The sequence below is a fragment of the Nocardiopsis synnemataformans genome, assembly GCF_965343085.1.
Classification (GTDB): Bacteria; Actinomycetota; Actinomycetes; order Streptosporangiales; family Streptosporangiaceae; genus Nocardiopsis; species Nocardiopsis alborubida.
The window spans coordinates 1-15822 of the sequence record NZ_CBDRFA010000095.1 but is presented as its reverse complement, the minus strand read 5'-3'; the positions used below and the strand labels follow the sequence as shown (position 1 = coordinate 15822).

General features: G+C 71.1%; 17 protein-coding genes. 9 read left to right on the top strand and 8 right to left on the bottom strand.

The genetic code is table 11. The annotated features are described in order from the left end of the window. Position 1: 1 nt before the first annotated feature. The 4 genes from ACSIH6_RS35035 to ACSIH6_RS35020 form a co-directional block, all read right to left on the bottom strand. The gene (locus tag ACSIH6_RS35035) at positions 2-190 is read right to left on the bottom strand and encodes a DUF5999 family protein (protein ID WP_017564807.1); all 189 of its coding nucleotides are present in this window, start codon (positions 188-190) and stop codon (positions 2-4) included. A 185-nt stretch (positions 191-375) separates the two neighbouring features. After that, positions 376-1806 carry a threonine/serine exporter family protein gene (locus ACSIH6_RS35030; RefSeq protein ID WP_435112617.1) on the bottom strand — a complete coding sequence of 477 codons (1431 nt, stop codon included), beginning with the start codon at positions 1804-1806 and terminating at the stop codon, positions 376-378. Between the two features lie 390 nt (positions 1807-2196). After that, entirely contained in the window at positions 2197-2901 is a 705-nt protein-coding gene (locus ACSIH6_RS35025; protein WP_435112616.1) for a response regulator, read from the bottom strand. Between the two features lie 64 nt (positions 2902-2965). Continuing rightward, positions 2966-3787: a RecB family exonuclease gene (locus tag ACSIH6_RS35020; protein WP_435112615.1), complete on the bottom strand. Its 822-nt coding sequence runs from the start codon at positions 3785-3787 to the stop codon at positions 2966-2968. A 226-nt stretch (positions 3788-4013) separates the two neighbouring features. Here ACSIH6_RS35020 and ACSIH6_RS35015 point away from each other — a divergent pair, with 226 nt between their 5' ends. Continuing rightward, complete coding sequence (locus ACSIH6_RS35015; RefSeq protein WP_435112626.1) at positions 4014-5078, top strand: site-2 protease family protein; 1065 nt, start codon at positions 4014-4016, stop codon at positions 5076-5078. A gap of 58 nt (positions 5079-5136) precedes the next feature. Here the strand turns inward: ACSIH6_RS35015 and ACSIH6_RS35010 are convergent, their stop codons facing one another. After that, positions 5137-5610, bottom strand: coding sequence for a hypothetical protein (locus ACSIH6_RS35010; protein WP_435112614.1), 474 nt, complete (start codon positions 5608-5610; stop codon positions 5137-5139). Between the two features lie 38 nt (positions 5611-5648). Beyond that, positions 5649-6935: a helix-turn-helix domain-containing protein gene (locus tag ACSIH6_RS35005; RefSeq protein WP_435112625.1), complete on the bottom strand. Its 1287-nt coding sequence runs from the start codon at positions 6933-6935 to the stop codon at positions 5649-5651. 207 nt (positions 6936-7142) lie between these two features. Here ACSIH6_RS35005 and ACSIH6_RS35000 point away from each other — a divergent pair, with 207 nt between their 5' ends. Continuing rightward, a complete protein-coding gene (locus ACSIH6_RS35000; RefSeq protein ID WP_435112613.1) occupies positions 7143-7508 on the top strand; it encodes a hypothetical protein in 366 nt (121 codons plus the stop codon). On the opposite strand, the gene ACSIH6_RS34995 is transcribed toward ACSIH6_RS35000, so the two are convergent. After that, positions 7434-8336: an AraC family transcriptional regulator gene (locus tag ACSIH6_RS34995; RefSeq protein WP_435112612.1), complete on the bottom strand. Its 903-nt coding sequence runs from the start codon at positions 8334-8336 to the stop codon at positions 7434-7436. The genes ACSIH6_RS35000 and ACSIH6_RS34995 overlap by 75 nt on opposite strands. Positions 8337-8489: 153 nt before the next feature. Between ACSIH6_RS34995 and ACSIH6_RS34990 the strand changes: the two genes are divergently transcribed. Continuing rightward, positions 8490-8900, top strand: coding sequence for a DUF2000 family protein (locus ACSIH6_RS34990; RefSeq protein ID WP_435112611.1), 411 nt, complete (start codon positions 8490-8492; stop codon positions 8898-8900). 20 nt (positions 8901-8920) lie between these two features. Here ACSIH6_RS34990 and ppgK read toward each other — a convergent pair whose 3' ends face one another. After that, positions 8921-9685 (bottom strand): polyphosphate--glucose phosphotransferase, encoded by a 765-nt coding sequence (gene ppgK / locus ACSIH6_RS34985; protein WP_435112610.1) that lies wholly within the window; start codon positions 9683-9685, stop codon positions 8921-8923. Positions 9686-9875: 190 nt separating this feature from the next. Between ppgK and ACSIH6_RS34980 the strand changes: the two genes are divergently transcribed. The 6 genes from ACSIH6_RS34980 to ACSIH6_RS34955 all read left to right on the top strand — a co-directional run. Beyond that, entirely contained in the window at positions 9876-10940 is a 1065-nt protein-coding gene (locus ACSIH6_RS34980) for a tRNA (adenine-N1)-methyltransferase (RefSeq protein WP_435112609.1), read from the top strand. Between the two features lie 353 nt (positions 10941-11293). Beyond that, entirely contained in the window at positions 11294-13063 is a 1770-nt protein-coding gene (gene arc / locus ACSIH6_RS34975; protein WP_150254575.1) for a proteasome ATPase, read from the top strand. Between the two features lie 296 nt (positions 13064-13359). Beyond that, complete coding sequence (gene cutA / locus ACSIH6_RS34970; RefSeq protein WP_435112608.1) at positions 13360-13689, top strand: divalent-cation tolerance protein CutA; 330 nt, start codon at positions 13360-13362, stop codon at positions 13687-13689. Positions 13690-13853: 164 nt separating this feature from the next. Then, a complete protein-coding gene (locus ACSIH6_RS34965) occupies positions 13854-14534 on the top strand; it encodes an arsenate reductase/protein-tyrosine-phosphatase family protein (RefSeq protein ID WP_435112607.1) in 681 nt (226 codons plus the stop codon). Then, positions 14531-15175 (top strand): arsenate reductase ArsC, encoded by a 645-nt coding sequence (locus ACSIH6_RS34960; RefSeq protein WP_435112606.1) that lies wholly within the window; start codon positions 14531-14533, stop codon positions 15173-15175. The genes ACSIH6_RS34965 and ACSIH6_RS34960 overlap by 4 nt, the downstream gene beginning before the upstream one ends. Positions 15176-15642: 467 nt before the next feature. Continuing rightward, positions 15643-15822, top strand: a 180-nt coding sequence (locus ACSIH6_RS34955) for a transposase (RefSeq protein ID WP_488186055.1), incomplete at its 3' end; no start/stop codon positions are given.

Genomic DNA, 15822 nt, shown 5'->3' with positions numbered 1-15822 from the left:
GTCAGGCGGCGACGCGGGGTCGGTGCGGGGCGACGACCACCCCGTCGGGGAGCAGTTCACCGGTGTCGTCGAAAAGGACGACACCGTTGCAGAGCAGGCTCCAGCCCTGTTCGGGGTGGCTGGAGACGACCCGGGCCGCCTCACGGTCGGTGTCCTCGAAGGACGGGCAGGCAGGTTCGTGGCTGCACATGGGACAGGCCTTTCGGTCCAGAGGCGCTCGTCGTTGAGCTGACGCCAAGAGTAGTGGTTCACATCACATGCTTGTTGCGGTTTAGCCCGGATGTGTTTGCCCTGCTGCTGTCGTCCGCTCTCAGTGGGTGAGATACCCCCAGGCCAGCAATGGTTCTGTTCTGTCCGGCCCCGGCCACAAGGAACTCAGTACCCGCCGCGTGTCCGGCGTGCCGCCGGGCGGCTGCGCATCCCCGCGCCGGCCAGTCCGCCGTGCTGGAAGGCCCTGACCAGCTCGCCGCCGAGGTTGACCCCCGCGCCCAGAGCCAGGCCCACCGTGACCGCCTCCGCGAGGCTGAGCAGCCCGGCGGAGGGGTCGCCCTGCGTGATCTCGATCAGGCCCCGGTACAGGATGCTGCCCGGCAGCAGCGGGGCGATCGACGGGACCAGGTACGGCAGCACCGGTCTGCGCGTGCGCCGCGCCAGCCAGTGGCCCACCACGCCCACCGCGACCGCGCCAGCGACCGTGCCCACCACCGCGGGCACGTGCAGCAGGTCGCGCATGCTCGCGTAGATCACCCAGATCATCACGCCGAGCACGCCGATCATCGGCAGCATCCGGGGCGGTACGGCGAGCGAGATCGCGAAGGCCACCGCGATTCCCGCCGCGCCGATCAGCACGGGGATCTCCACCGAGGTGCCCGCGGAGGGGAGGTCCTCCAGGTCGATGCTCACGCCCAGGCGCTGAGCGGTGTAGGCGACCGCGCCCACGCCGGACACGATCGCGCCCAGGATGAAGAAGGTCTCCAGCAGGCGTGCCGCCGCCGACACGTAGGTGCCGCTGATGCCGTCCTGGAGGCTGGAGACCAGTGGGCGACCGGGCAGCAGGGCCATGATGTTGCCGGTGATGATCGCCCCTGCCTGGAGGCCGAGGTCCAGCGTGGTGCTCGCCCACAGCAGCGCCACGCCGATCGTGGCGGCCACCACCGCGGCCCCCACCATCTGGTAGAACTCCGCGACGCCCCGCTTGGCCAGGAACACCGACGTGCGGTCGCCCATGACGGTGGCCAGGAAGGCCGCGGTCGCCACGATCAGGCCGCCGCCCACCATGAGGCTCGCGCTGGAGGCGATGAGGCCGAACCCGACGGCGATGAGCCAGTTGGGGTAGGGCATGCGGGCGCGCCTGATCTGGGTCAGGCGGGCGGTGGCGTCCTCCAGTTCGAGCAGGCCGAGCGCGCACTGCTGCACCAGGGTGTGCAGTTCGTTGACGCGGAAGTAGTCCAGGGTGCGGCGGCGCACCACCCGTTCGCCGGTGATCGGGGGGTGCTCGCCACCGGGGTGGGTGGACAGGGTGATGGTGGTGAAGGTGACCGAGACCTCCGAGCGGGGCAGGTCGAAGGCGACCGAGAGGCTGAGCATCGCCTCGCTGACGGCCTCCGTGCCCTCTCCGCTGGCGAGCATCAGCTCGCCCACCCGCAGCACCAGGTCGATGGCGCGGGCGTCGGGGAGGTTGACGTCCTCGGTCTCGTCGAAGCCGTCCGGGGTCAGCTCCCGCTCGTGCGCCTCCCGCCAGTCCCGCATCCTGCTGAGCAGGCGGTCCTCGCTCGGGGGCACGGGGCGCTCCCGCTTGCTTGGCATCCCTGTCTCCGTCTCCTCCCCGCCTGTACCCGTGGTGACCGGCGCGCTGTGGACAACCCATGAGGGGACGCGGTCCCGGAGGGTGGGGTTCGCCCGGAACGGGGGTCATGGCCGGTGAGTTCGATCACCGGATCATCCTTTCAAGGCCGGGGGGCCGTCGACAGCGACGCGCCGGGGTCTTCGGCGCCGTGCCCGGGGCCCGTGTGCGGGGGGTCGGGGCCCGCGCCGGATCGGGCTGTGGCCCCCGGGGGGGCTGGGTCTCACGCCGCGCGCCGGGTTCGCGCGTCGCGGTGAGGGCGGGAGCGTGAACCGGGTGGCCTGGTATGCGTGCCGCGGGCAGGGGGTCGCGGACCTGGTGGCCCGGTTTCCTCGGAGCGCGGGCCGGAGGCGTCAGCCGGAGCCGGGCCCGGAGCCGCCGTCGCGTTCACCGGGCCGGACCAGCCCGTGCTCGTAGGCGTAGACCACGGCCTGGACCCGGTCGCGCAGTCCCAGCTTGGTGAGGATGTTGCCGACGTGGGACTTGACGGTCGTCTCGCCCAGCACCAGGTGGGCGGCGATCTCGGCGTTGGACCACCCGCGCGCGAGCAGGCGCAGGACCTCGTGTTCGCGGGTGGTCAGGGTGTCCCCGGCGGGTTCGGTGCCGGGGGAGGCGGAGGGCAGGAGCGGGGCGAAGCGGTCGAGCAGGCGGTTGAGCACCGTGGGGGAGATGGCCGCCGCCCCGTCCGCGACCACCTCCACGGCCGACACGAGTTCGGCGGGCGGGGCGTCCTTGAGCAGGAACCCGGAGGCGCCCGCGCGCAGCACCTCGACGGCGTACTCGTCCAGGTCGAAGGTGGTCAGGGCCAGGACCCGCACCCGGTGGCCCAGGGGCCGCGCCCACGACACGATCTGCCGGGTGGCCTCGATCCCGTCCATGCCGGGCATGCGCACGTCCATGAGGACCACGTCGGGCAGCAGGCTGCGCGTCGAGCGGACCGCCTCACGGCCGTCGGAGGCCTCCCCCACCACGGACAGGTGCGGGGCGGACTCCAGGATCATGCGGAAGCCGGCACGGACGAGGGGCTGGTCGTCGACCAGCAGTACTGAGACGGGCACAGGGGGAATTGTGCCGTATCCCGGTGGCGGCCGGATCCGAACCCGGGGGACGGCGCGGTCGGGGTCATCCGCGTCGGCGGTCCGCCGGTGCGGGCAGGGGCGGCGGGGTGCCGCCGAACGCCGGGCACAGTGCCTGGTGCTCGCACCAGTCGCAGAGCTTGCTCTTCTTGGGCTCCCACACCCCTGCGCGTCCGGCCGCCTCGATCCGCGCCCAGATGTCGGCGATCTCGGACTCCGCGGCCCGGAGTTCGTCCTCGGTGGGGTCGTACCAGCGCACCGCGCCGTCGCCGCCCAGGTAGACGAGCTGGAGGCGGGTGGGGACGACGCCGAGGTCGCGCCAGATCATCACCGCGTAGAAGAAGATCTGGAACCGGGCCTTGTCCTCGAAGCGGGGGGCGGGCGACTTGCCGGTCTTGTAGTCCACGATCCGGATCTGGCCTGAGGGGGTGACGTCGATGCGGTCCACGTAGCCGCGCAGCCGCAGGCCGGTGGGCAGGGACACGTCCAGGCGCATCTCGCGGTCGCGGGGCTCCAGGGTGGTGGGGTTCTCCAGGTCGAAGTAGCGGCGGACCAGGTCGCGGGCGGACTCCAGCCAGGTGTCGCGCTCGGCGTCGTCGGCGAACAGCTCGTCCAGCTCGGGCTTCTTCTCGCGCAGCTTCTTCCACTGGGGGTCGACGAGGCCGACGGCGTTGCGCGGGTCGCGCGACTCGGCGGGCAGCTCGTACAGGCGCTCCAGGCAGGCGTGGACGAGGGTGCCGCGCAGGGCCGCCGCGCTGGGCGCCTCGGGCAGGCGGTCGATGGTGCGGAAGCGGAACAGCAGCGGGCACTGGAGGAAGTCGGAGGCCCGGGAGGGGGAGAGGGCGGACGGAAGGAGCGCGGTGGTCATGGTTTGAGCCTATGAGAAGGTCGCGACAGGGTGCGAGGTGAGGAAGGCGGCCTGTGGAGAACCGGACGGTCCGGAGCGACGGGGGCCAGGCCGCGGGCGCCGTCCGGCCACGGCGGGCGAGCCGTAGTCTGGGGGTGTGACGACCGGTAGTGACCCATCCGCGCCCAAGCCCCGCGACCGTTCCGCCAGACCGGGGTTACTGATCGGCCGCCCCTTCGGCATCCCCGTGTACGTGACCTCCTCGTGGCTGATCGTCGCGGCGCTGATCACCCTGGTCTACGGCGGTGTCGTCCAGGGCCGCCTGGCGCTGGGGCCCACCGCCTACCTGCTGGCCTTCGTCTTCGCCGTGCTGCTCTACGCCTCCGTGCTGGTGCACGAGCTGGCGCACGCGGTGGTCGCGCGCATGTACGGCCTGCCGGTCCGGCGCATCGTGCTGTACGTGCTGGGCGGGGTCTCCGAGATCGAGCGCGAGGCGCCCACACCGGGCCGCGAGTTCTGGATCGCGTTCGCCGGGCCGTTGTTCTCCCTGCTGCTGGCGGCGGGCGGGTTCGGCCTGTACCTGTTCACCGAGCCGCGCACCGTGGTGGGTGAGCTGCTGTTCCAGCTGTGGATCGCCAACCTGCTGGTGGGCGCGTTCAACCTGCTGCCGGGTCTTCCGCTGGACGGTGGGCGGCTGCTGCGCGCCGGGGTGTGGAAGGTGACGGGCAGGCCCTTCGCGGGGAGTGTGGCCGCCGCCTGGGGCGGCCGGGTGCTGGCCCTGCTGGTGGTGGCGCTGCCGTTCCTGATCACGTGGTGGGCGGGCGGACGGCTCAGCCCGTGGAGCGTGGTGTGGGGCTTCGTCCTGGGTGGTTTCATGTGGATGGGCGCCTCCGACGCGCTGCGCGCCGCCCGGGTGCGCGAGCGCATCCCGCGTCTGCGTGCCCGCGATCTGGCCCGGTCCTCGGTGACGGTGCTGGCCGACACGCCGCTGGCCGAGGCCGAGCGCCGGGCCCGGGAGGCGGAGGCGGTGGAGGTCGTGGTGACCGACGCCCAGGGCACTCCCACGGCGGTGGTGCACCCGGCGGCGGCCGGGGCGATCGAACCGGAGCGCCGTGCGTGGGTGCCGGTGTCGAGTGTGTCCCGGGCGGTGACCGAGCATTCTCTGGTGCCGGTGGGGCTGGAGGGTGAGGAGTTGCTGCGGGAGCTGACGGGTCATCCGCTGCCGGAGTACGTGGTGGTGGACGAGGGCGGTGGGGTGCGCGGGGTGCTCAGGGCCGCGGACGTCAACGCGGTGGTCTCGGGCGGACGCTGAACCGGCTGGGGCCGATGGTGTCGGTGGGGCCGCTTTCTCCTTCGCGGCACGGGTGGCGTCAGCGGCGGGCGCCCTCGGGCCACAGCACCGAGACCGGACGAAAGAGCGAGCGCGCGTAGGCCACCACGTCGGCGGTGCCGCCGGGGCCGCGTGCGGGCTGGCCGTCCCAGACGGCCACCAGTTGGTCGCAGCGCCGTACGAGCAGCCTTCCGGCCTTCAGGTGAGCCTCGGGCGTGGACTCGGTGTAGGGCAGCGTGTGCACGAGGACGGCCTGTCGCAGGAGGCGGTCGTAGACGGGGTGGTGTTCCTCGGGCAGTGCCTCGCGGTAGCCGGAGGCGGGGATGACCGCCTCCAGCGGGGCTCCGGCCGCGACGACGGCCTCGGCGAAGACGGCGTCGGCGCCGTCGGCCAGGCAGGACAGGCCCACCATCTCGCAGCCGTAGGGTTCCAGGTGGGCGGTGAGCAGCGCGGTGACGGCGCGTCGCACGTCGGGGGCCAGGTCGCGGTGACCGGTGACTCCGATGTGGATCACGAAACCTCCCTGATGATCGCTTCGCGGCTTTTCTACCCTTAAGCGGTGACACCGCTCACCAGGGACAGAAGTCGCTCGTCCAGGTCGGCCACGCAGCGCGCCCGCGTTCCCGAGTGCTGGCGGCGAAAGGCCCGGACCCGGCCGATGACCCGCTCGGACTCGTAGCGCACGCCCGTGGTCAGCGCCTCGTGGACCAGGCGGAAGGCCTCGTCCACGTCCCCCGCCTCGGCGTGCGCCGAGGCCAGTTCCACCTGGAGGACCGCGGACTGCTTGGGATTGGCGCTGTTCGGCGCGAACGCCTCGGCGAAGGCCCGGCGGGCGTCGTTCGGCTGGCGCAGCCGCACGCCCACCCGGGCGCGGTAACCGGCGACCTTGGTCTCGTCGAAGGCGAACACCCACGGCCAGGGCGGGGCGGTGTTGGCGGAGCGGGCCACCTCCCGCTCCGCCCGGCCCAGGGCGCGCGCGGCGGCCGCGCCGTCCCCGTTCCCGGCGTGCGCGAGCGCCCCCACGCAGGCGAGCCAGGCCCGCGCGGTGGGGTGGGCGGCGGGGCCCAGGACGTGTTCGGCCTCCTGGACCAGCCCCAGGCCCAGGTGGTGGTCCTCGGCGGTGTCGGTCTCGAAGGCCGCCAGGGACCCCAGCATGTACACGTCGAGCAGGCGCATGTCCGCCTGGCGAGCGCGCATGACCGCGGTGCGGTAGTGCGCCCTGGCCGATCCCATGTCGCCCCGGTCCGCGTGCAGCCAGGCGGCGAAGCCGGAGGCCTCGCTGGCCGCGGCGCTCAGCTCGCCGTGGAACGGTGTCCCGTGCGAGTGCCCACGCATCTGCTCGGCCAGATGCACGTGCGCCACCGCGCTGGGCAGCAGGTGGCGGGAGGGGGAGGTGGCGTCCATGCGGCGCTGGCCCCCGGTGATGGCGCGCAGGGAGGGCGCGGTCGTCTCGTTGACGGTGTCGGGGCACGGGTTCGACGCCACCGGGGCCGGAGCCGCACCGGTGGTGACCGTGGTGACGGTGGTGGCGGTGAGCAGGGCTCCCGCGGCCACCGCGCGTCCGAAGTCGCGGCGCCTCGTGGTGTCCACCCCCTTCTCGGCGGGACGGGCCTGGGGCGCGGCGCCGCCGAAACGCAGCAGGTGCAGCGGGATGCCCAGGCGTCGGGCGAGGTCGTGTACCTGGCTGATGGTCAGCGACTGCTGGCCGTTGACCACGCGCGAGACCCAGCTCTGGGAGTAGTCGATCGCGCGGGCGAGGTCACCCTGGGACCAGCCGTGCGCCGCGCGCACGTCCTCGATGACCGTCGCCATGTCACAGGTGGCCAGGGCACCCGCCATGCGGGGACGTGTCCACAGGTCCGGTGGAAGAACGCCGTCTGGTTGGGGCATGAGCTTAGGTTAGGGACTCCGGGCTCCGCTGGTGTCTATGTGTAAGAAAGAAGTCCGTATGCGTGATCCGCATAGGACCGGCCGTTTCGCCTCCGGATACGGCAGAGTGCAAGGGTCGTTGGTCCCAGAGGTGTCTGGGAAGGGAGGGGAGTCCCGTTGACCGTTGAGACCCCGCCGGCGGGGAGTCCGAGCCTGAGGCGTGACCCGGGCACGGCCGAGCCGGTGAACCGCGTGGAACTGACGGAGTTCGCCCTGCGCGGGCTGGCCGCCGAGTTGCGCTCACGCGGGGTGGAGGTCCGTGAGGACGGGTTGTGCGGGGCGGTGGACGCCGGTCCCAGCACCCGGCCCCAGCGTGCCCTGCTGCGGCCCCACCGCGGGGACCTGTGGTGGTGGATGCGCTGGCCGCTCCAGGACGGGCTGCCCACGGCGCTGGCGGGCGTGCCCATCTCACCGGTCGCGCACACCGCCGCCGCCGCGCGGCGGATCGTGGTCGCCCTGTCCATGTCCGTCGGCGAGGGTTGAGCACGAGCGGTCCGCCACGCGGAACGCCCCCGGCGTGATGCCGTAGGAGCGGCCGAACCACCGCGTCAGGTGGCTCTGGTCGGCGAACCCCGACCGCGCGGAGGCCTCCGACAGCGGTGCCCCCGCCGCGATCAGGTCCCGGGCCCGCCGTAGCCGCAGCTGCCGCTGGTACTCGCTGGGCGCCATCCCCCGCACCGCGCGAAAGGCCCGGTAGACCGCGAACCGGCTCCGTCCCGCCACCGCGGCCAGCTCCCCGGCTCCCACGTCCTCGGTGAACCGCTCGCGCAGCACCGCCTCCACCCGGGCCGTCACCCGTGCCGCGTCCGGGTCCGACACCCGCGCCACCGCCGGCCGCCCGACCGCTCCGCGGCCCGTCATCGCCACCACCGCGCCGCGCAGGGCCTCGTCCACGGCCAACCGGGGGCTTCCCCGCCACAGCGCCGAGTGCAGCCCCAGCAGCGCCCGGGCCAGCCGGGGGTCCCCCACCACCGGGTCGGCGAACAGCGGCAGCCCGGCCCGGCCCTCGGCGGCGTCGGTGAGCACCTCCCGCACCAGTTCCGGCCCGATGTGCACGATCCGGTAGGTGAACCCCGGCTCGGCCCCGGCGTGTCCGTCGTGCGGGTCGTCCGGGTTGAACGCCAGCACCATCCCGGACACGCTCGCGTGCGCGCCGCCCCGGCAGTTGAACGCCTGCACGCCCGACTCCGTCACCCCGAACGAGTACGCGTCGTGGCTGTGCCGGTGGTAGGCGTGCCGCTCGAAGTGCGCGTGCATCGCCTCCAGCGGTCGCTCGGGTGAACGCCAGTACCTGGCCCAGTCCCCTGTCACGCCTCCATTGTCGGACGCCTGCGGCCTCCGGCGGTACCCGCGTGCACCGGCGTCCGGGCGACCGCTCGGAGAAGCCACGACGCCAGAACCGGTGGTACCCGCGCGCACCAGCGTCCAAGACGGCGGGGCCGCGTCCGCGCCATCCTCACACCCATGCGTTTCGACACCAAGATCGCCGTGGCCGTTCGCGAGGACCTGGCCCCCTGGCAGAAGCTCAACGTGACGGCCTTCCTCAGCAGCGGCGTCGCGCACGCGCGCCCCGACTCCGTCGGCAAGCCCTACGAGGACGCCTCGGGCAACACCTACCTCGCGATGTTCCGCGAACCCGTGCTGGTCTACGGGGCGGACGCGCGCACCCTGGCCCGCACGCTGGAGCGCGCCCGCTCCCGGGGCCTGGCCACCGCGCTGTACACCGAGCAGCTGTTCGCCACCGGCAACGACGACGACAACCGCGCCGCCGTGCGCGGGGTGGCCGCCGCGGACCTGGACCTGGTGGGCGTGGCCGTGCACGGGCCCAGAGCGGACGTGGACAAGGTGGTCAGGGGGCTGCGGCTGCACCCCTAGGAGCGCTCGCCCGGGTCGCCTCAGACCGCCTCGGACTCGGCGGCGGCCAGGGCGGCGCCGACGATCCCGGCCGTGTTGAGCAGCGAGGCGGCCACGACGGGCGTGCGGATGTCCAGCAGCGGCAGGAACTTGTCCGCCTTGCGGCTGACCCCGCCGCCGACCACGATCAGGTCCGGCCACAGCAGGTCCTCCACGACGCGGTAGTAGCGGTGCAGCCGCTCGGTCGCCCACTCGCGGTAGGACAGCTCCTCGCGCTCCTTGGCACCCGAGGAGGCCCGCGTCTCGGCGTCGTGGCCGTCGATCTCCAGGTGTCCGAACTCGGTGTTGGGCACCAGGCGCCCGTCCACCACCAGGGCGGTGCCGATCCCCGTGCCCAGGGTGGTCAGCAGCACCACCCCCGGCACGTCCTTGGCGGCGCCGTAGCGGGTCTCCGCCACGGCGGCGGCGTCGGCGTCGTTGAGTACACGCACCGGTCGGCCGGTGGCCTCGGCGAACAGCGCCCGCGCGTCGGTGTCGATCCAGCTCTTGTCCAGGTTGGCCGCGGTGCGCACCACACCCCCCTGCACCACGCCCGGGAAGGTCACGCCCAGGGGCATCCCCGCGGCCTCGGGGAAGTGCTCGGCGATCCCGTGCACGATCTCGGCCACCGCCTCGGGGCCGGAGCGGTCGGGGGTGAGGACCTTCGTCCGCTCCTTGAGGAACTCACCGGTGGTCAGGTCGACCGGCGCGCCCTTGATACCGCTGCCGCCGATGTCGATTCCCAGCCCCGTGGTCAGCTGTGACATGGGTTGTCTTCTCCCGTGGTCCTCGTGGATGGTCGGGCGCGGTCAGGGGCCCGTCAGGCTGAATACTGCCCTGGGGGCGGGATTTTCGCACGTGCGGGCGCACTGCGCCCGTTCGCCGCGGTACCGGGGGGCCGATACCCTGGGCGATCGCCCTGCCAACCAATAGCGACGTGGGAAGACGAGAGCGACGTTGACCGGTATCCATGGCCGCCGCGGCCCCTTCACCGACGGCGACACCGTGCAGTTGACCGACCCCAAGGGTCGCATGCACACCATCACCCTGCGAGAGGGCGCCGCCTTCCACTCCCACAAGGGCAAGGTCGACCACGACGACCTCATCGGACAGCCCGAGGGCAGTGTGGTGCGCTCCAACACCGGCACGGCCTACGTGGCGCTGCGCCCCCTGCTGATCGACTACACCCTGTCGATGAAGCGGGGCGCCACCATCGTCTACCCCAAGGACGCCGCCCAGGTGCTCGTGGAGGCCGACATCTTCCCCGGCGCGCGCGTGGTGGAGGCCGGTGCGGGCTCGGGGGCCATGTCCAACTGGCTGCTGCGCGCGGTCGGTGAGGGCGGCATGGTGCACTCCTACGAGCGCCGCGCCGACTTCGCCGAGATCGCCCGCAAGAACGTGGAGAGGTTCCACGGCGGCCCGCACCCGGCCTGGAAGCTCACCGTCGGCGACCTGGTGGAGGAGCTGGACGAGACCGACGTTGACCGTGTCTTCCTGGACATGCTCGCGCCCTGGGAGTGCCTGGACGCGGTCGCCGGCGCCCTCATCCCGGGCGGTCTGGTGTGCTGCTACGTCGCCACCACCACCCAGCTGTCGCGCGTGGTGGAGCAGCTGCGCGAGGACCCCCGCTTCTACGAGCCGCGCTCGTGGGAGACCATGCTGCGGACCTGGCACGTGGAGGGCCTGGCGGTGCGTCCGGACCACCGCATGATCGGGCACACCGGCTTCCTGGTGGTCGCGCGCCGCCTGGCCGACGGGGCCGAGGCCCCCGAGCGCCGCCGCCGTCCGGCCAAGGGGGCCTACGGCAAGGACTTCACCGCCGCGCGCGAGCAGGACCGGCGCGCGGCCGGAGCGGAGGGGACCCCGGCCGAGGAGGTCAGGGCGCTGGCCACCGACGCGGCGGTCCCCGAGGCGCCCCGCGGTGACGGTGACACCGGTGGGACGGTCGACGCCTCCGGCCCGCAGGCCCCCGGTGCCGACGCCGCCGACCCGCAGGCCCCGGGGGAGGACGCCCGCGACTGATGCGCGGCCCCTTGCCCGAGCCCACCGCCTGAGCCCGCCCGCACACGTCGCACGCCGCCCCTCATCTCCTCACCGTGCGTCTTCGGCGCGGTCCCCACGGGGACCCGTCCGGGCGGGCTTCGGCGTGTCCGGGCAGGCCCGTTGACGTGGGTGGGGAGGGAACGCCAGAAGGGGCGGATTCCTTGCCCGCGCCCGGACCCAGAGGTTACGTTCTCATTACGTCGGGTCATCCTTTAGCACTCTGACCTGTGATGACGCAAGACCTGGAAATGAGGCCTACGACACTCTCCGGCCCTGGGAGGTTAGGAATAGGGCGAGGGTAGGTAGGCTCCGATGTAGTTCCTCATAGGGAGGTGGCGGACGTGGCTGAGCGCGACGACGAGCGTCAGAGCGACCGGGACCGTGAAGTCGAAGAACTCACGGCCCAGGTCTCCTACATGGAAAAGGAACTCAGCGTGGTTCGGCGCAAGCTCGCCGATTCGCCCCGGCATGTACGCCTGCTGGAGGAGCGGCTGAGGGAGGCACAGGCCAGCCTCGCCGCTGCCAACGGCCAGAACGAACGGCTCGTCTCCACTTTGAAGGAGGCGCGCGAGCAGATCGTGGCGCTCAAGGAGGAGGTCGACCGGCTGGCCCAGCCGCCGTCGGGCTTCGGTGTCTACCTCGGTTCGCGCGAGGACGAGACCGTCGAGATCTTCACCAACGGCCGCAAGATGCGGGTCAACGTCAGTCCCTCGGTGGACCTGGACAACCTGCGCCCCGGCCAGGAGGTCATGCTCAACGAGGCCTTCAACGTCGTCGAGGTGGAGTCCTTCGAGACCGTCGGCGAGGTCGTCATGCTCAAGGAGATCCTTGAGGACGGCGAGCGCGCCCTGGTGATCTCCCACCACGACGAGGAGCGGATCGTCCGCCTGGCCGAGCCGCTGCGCGACGAGGCGATCCGCCCCGGCGACTCGCTGCTGCTGGAGCCGCGCTCGGGGTACGTCTACGAGCGCATCCCCAAGTCCGAGGTCGAGGAGCTCATTCTCGAAGAGGTCCCCGACATCTCCTACACCGACATCGGCGGCCTCTCCGGGCAGATCGAGATGATCCGCGACGCGGTCGAGCTGCCCTACCTGTACAAGGAGCTCTTCTACGAGCACCAGCTGCGCCCGCCCAAGGGCGTGCTGCTCTACGGCCCTCCCGGGTGCGGTAAGACGCTCATCGCCAAGGCCGTCGCCAACTCGCTGGCCAAGCAGGTCGCCGAGCGCACCGGCCGCGACGTCGGCAAGAGCTTCTTCCTCAACATCAAGGGCCCCGAGCTGCTCAACAAGTACGTGGGCGAGACCGAGCGGCACATCCGCCTGGTCTTCCAGCGCGCACGGGAGAAGGCCTCCGAGGGCACCCCGGTCATCGTCTTCTTCGACGAGATGGACTCGATCTTCCGCACCCGCGGCTCGGGTGTGTCCTCCGACGTGGAGAACACGATCGTGCCCCAGCTCCTGAGCGAGATCGACGGTGTGGAGGGCCTGGAGAACGTCATCGTCATCGGCGCCTCCAACCGCGAGGACATGATCGACCCGGCGATCCTGCGGCCCGGCCGTTTGGACGTCAAGATCAAGATCGAGCGGCCCGACGCCGAGGCGGCCCGCGACATCTTCGGCAAGTACATCACCACGGACCTGCCGCTGCACGACGAGGACCTCGTCGAGCACGGCGGGTCGGCCAGGGCCACGGTGGACGCCATGATCCAGCGGGTCGTGGAGCGCATGTACACCGAGGGCGAGGAGAACCGCTTCCTGGAGGTCACCTACGCCAACGGTGACAAGGAGGTCCTGTACTTCAAGGACTTCAACTCCGGCGCGATGATCGAGAACATCGTCTCCCGGGCCAAGAAGATGGCCATCAAGGACTTCATCGACCAGCAGTCCAAGGGCATCCGGGTCTCGCACCTGATGCAGGCCTGCGTCGACGAGTTCAGCGAGAACGAGGACCTGCCCAACACCACCAACCCCGACGACTGGGCGCGCATCTCCGGCAAGAAGGGCGAGCGCATCGTCTACATCCGGACCCTGGTCACGGGCAAGAAGGGCGCGGACTCCGGGCGGAGCATCGACACGGTGCCCAACACCGGCCAGTACCTGTAGAAACGCACTCTGAGAGCGTCCTGAGGGGCCGACCGGACTACCGGTCGGCCCCTTCCCGTGCCGGTTGTTTCCGGTCCCCGTGTTAGCAGGGTGTTAACACTATTTTGGAGCCCGAGCGGGCTGAGGGGCTGGCTCATACAACCTCTTGATGACCACCGACAGTGACCACCGGGGGGAGGCGGTCCCAGGATCCGGCAGGAATCCGGTGATCTCTTCGAACTTGAGCGGGGCCCTCACTTCTGGTGTCTGCTGGTCTGTGCTCCCCGGAGAACACCAGCGACAGAACGGACCCCTCCATGACCGACTACCTCCAGGTGTCCACGGCGACCGAGACCCGCGAGCAGGCAGTCGAACTGGCGAAGACAGCAGTAGAGGCCAAGCTCGCAGCGGGCGCGCAGATCGTCGGGCCGGTGACCTCGGTGTTCTGGCACCTGGGCGAGTTTGGCACCGGCCAGGAGTGGCAGCTCCTCCTGAAAGCGCGCGCTGACCGGTACCCGCAGATTCAGGCGCACCTGATTGAGCACCACCCGTGGACGAACCCGGAGGTGGTCGCTACCGCGATCGTGGAAGGCTCCCCGGACTACCTGCGGTGGATCGGGACCACCACGGCTCCTGACCGGACGTGACACGCAGTAGACACCCTGACCGCCACTGCAAGAGCTCTCAGGTATGAACTCCTGCGTTCTCGGCTGGTCGTGGCGGCGGATCGAAGTGACAGGCTCGCGAACACGGGGCGTACTCGTGGTGAAGGCGATTGACCTCCTGATTCAGCTCAGCAAGCATTGAGTCAATGAACGCTGAGCTTCCTTTGGAGCGTCGGGCCGCGCTCCACGCCGCCCTCGCCGATCCCGCCCGCCTAGCCATCACCGACACCCTCTGCACCGGGGACGCCTCACCCTCGGAGTTGGGCGAGCGGTTGGGGCTGCGGTCCAACCTCATCGCCCACCACCTGCGGGTACTGGAGGAGGCGGGCCTGCTCACCCGGTCCCGCTCCGAGGCCGACCACCGCCGCGTCTACATCCGCCTGCTGCCCGAGGCGCTCAGCGCCCTGGTCCCGACCTCCCTGTTGCACGCCCCGCGCGTGGTGTTCGTCTGCACACGCAACTCGGCCCGCTCCCAGCTGGCCGCCGCCCTGTGGCAGCACCGCAGCACGATCCCCGCCGCCTCGGCCGGGACCCACCCGGGTGAGCACGTGCACGAGGGTGCCATTGCCACGGCCCGCCGACACGGCTTGCGCCTGGGTGCCTCCTATACCGCCCATGTCCAGGACGTGCTGCGCCAGGACGACCTGGTGGTGGCGGTTTGCGACAGCGCCCACGAGGAACTGCCCCGCACCCGCGAGCGCCTGCACTGGTCGGTCCCTGACCCCGTGCGCACCGGAACCGACAAGGCGTTCGAGGACGCCTTCGCCCAGATCAGCGACCGAATCGAGCGGCTCGCGCCCGCCGTCCACCCGGAAGGAACACCATGACCGCCCAACCCCGCCAGTTCACCGTCGACCAGCAGTACGCCCTCAAAGTCGCCTCCAACCGCCTCGCCGATGAGTTCACGGGCGTGTTCAACACCGAGACCATCGAAAGGTTCCTGCACTCCAGCTACGAACAGTTCGCGGACCGGGCCACCATCGCCCAGTTCCTGCCGCTGCTGGCCGAGCGCTTCGCCCGACAGCGGCTGACCGCCCTGGCGCGAATCGAGAACAAGGTGGACGACGGCCGCCCCGTCGTGCTGTTCCTGTGCACGCACAACGCCGGGCGCAGCCAGATGGCGCTGGGCTTCTTCCGACGTCTTGCCGGGGACCGGGCGATCGCCTGGTCGGGCGGTTCCGAGCCGGGCAAGGAGGTCAACCCGGCGGCGGTGGCGGCCATGAAGGAGGTCGGTATCGACATCGCGACCGAGTTCCCCAAGCCCTGGACCGACGAGGTCGTCCGCGCCGCCGACGTCGTGGTGAGCATGGGCTGCGGGGACGCCTGCCCCATTTTCCCGGGCAAGCGCTACGAGGAGTGGACCCTGGACGACCCCGACGGCCAGGACCTGACCGCGGTGCGGTCGATCCGTGACGGGGTCGAGGAGCGGGTTCGCGCACTGCTGGCCGAACTGGAAATCACCGTCTGAACGAGGTGCCTGCCGGGTCTCAAGGCCGGTGATAACCCACGTGCGGTGGCTGAGGGCCTCGCCCGCAGTCGCCTCCGGTGACTGAGGATCTGTCGTGTACCCGTGGAAACATGGACCCCAGCCAACTTACGGAACACGATGAGCGACACTCCCCGCGTAGAAGACCCTGACCAGGATGAGGAACCCACACCTACCCCATCCACACGGAAACCGCCGCGGCGGAAACTGCGCAAGGCAGGTAACGGTGTGACCCCGTCCAGCGCTCAAGAAGTGGCGGACAAGGCTGACGAGCTCCAGGGGCTCGGTCGCACGGTCAGGGAAGTCACGGACAACTCTCTCCAGGCTGCTGTGCACGCAGCAGAGGAGAAGAACAGGCAGTTTCTCTCCTCCACAAGAGTCGCTCGTGAACTCAGTACGAACACGTTTGTCCGCTTTCGGATACTTTGTCATCGAACGAGGAGATTGCAGTGCCCAAGGCCCGCCCCGCGTACCCGCCCGAGTACCGCGACCAGATCATCGCTCTGGCCCGCTCCGGCCGTAGTCCCGAGGACCTGGCCGCTGAGTCCGAGCCCTTGGCCCAGACCATTCGCACCTGGATCAAGCAGGCCCACATCGACTCTGGCCATGTAGAAGGCACCACCAGCGAC

Coding starts and splice junctions, on each gene's coding strand:
- ACSIH6_RS34990 (WP_435112611.1), top strand. CDS start 8,490: ATGCGTTTCGACACCAAGATCGCCGTGGCCGTTCGCGAGGACCTGGCC.
- ppgK (WP_435112610.1), bottom strand. CDS start 9,685: ATGTCACAGCTGACCACGGGGCTGGGAATCGACATCGGCGGCAGCGGT.
- ACSIH6_RS34965 (WP_435112607.1), top strand. CDS start 13,854: ATGAACGCTGAGCTTCCTTTGGAGCGTCGGGCCGCGCTCCACGCCGCC.
- ACSIH6_RS35020 (WP_435112615.1), bottom strand. CDS start 3,787: ATGACCACCGCGCTCCTTCCGTCCGCCCTCTCCCCCTCCCGGGCCTCC.
- cutA (WP_435112608.1), top strand. CDS start 13,360: ATGACCGACTACCTCCAGGTGTCCACGGCGACCGAGACCCGCGAGCAG.
- ACSIH6_RS35035 (WP_017564807.1), bottom strand. CDS start 190: ATGTGCAGCCACGAACCTGCCTGCCCGTCCTTCGAGGACACCGACCGT.
- ACSIH6_RS34960 (WP_435112606.1), top strand. CDS start 14,531: ATGACCGCCCAACCCCGCCAGTTCACCGTCGACCAGCAGTACGCCCTC.
- ACSIH6_RS35030 (WP_435112617.1), bottom strand. CDS start 1,806: ATGCCAAGCAAGCGGGAGCGCCCCGTGCCCCCGAGCGAGGACCGCCTG.
- ACSIH6_RS35005 (WP_435112625.1), bottom strand. CDS start 6,935: ATGGCGGGTGCCCTGGCCACCTGTGACATGGCGACGGTCATCGAGGAC.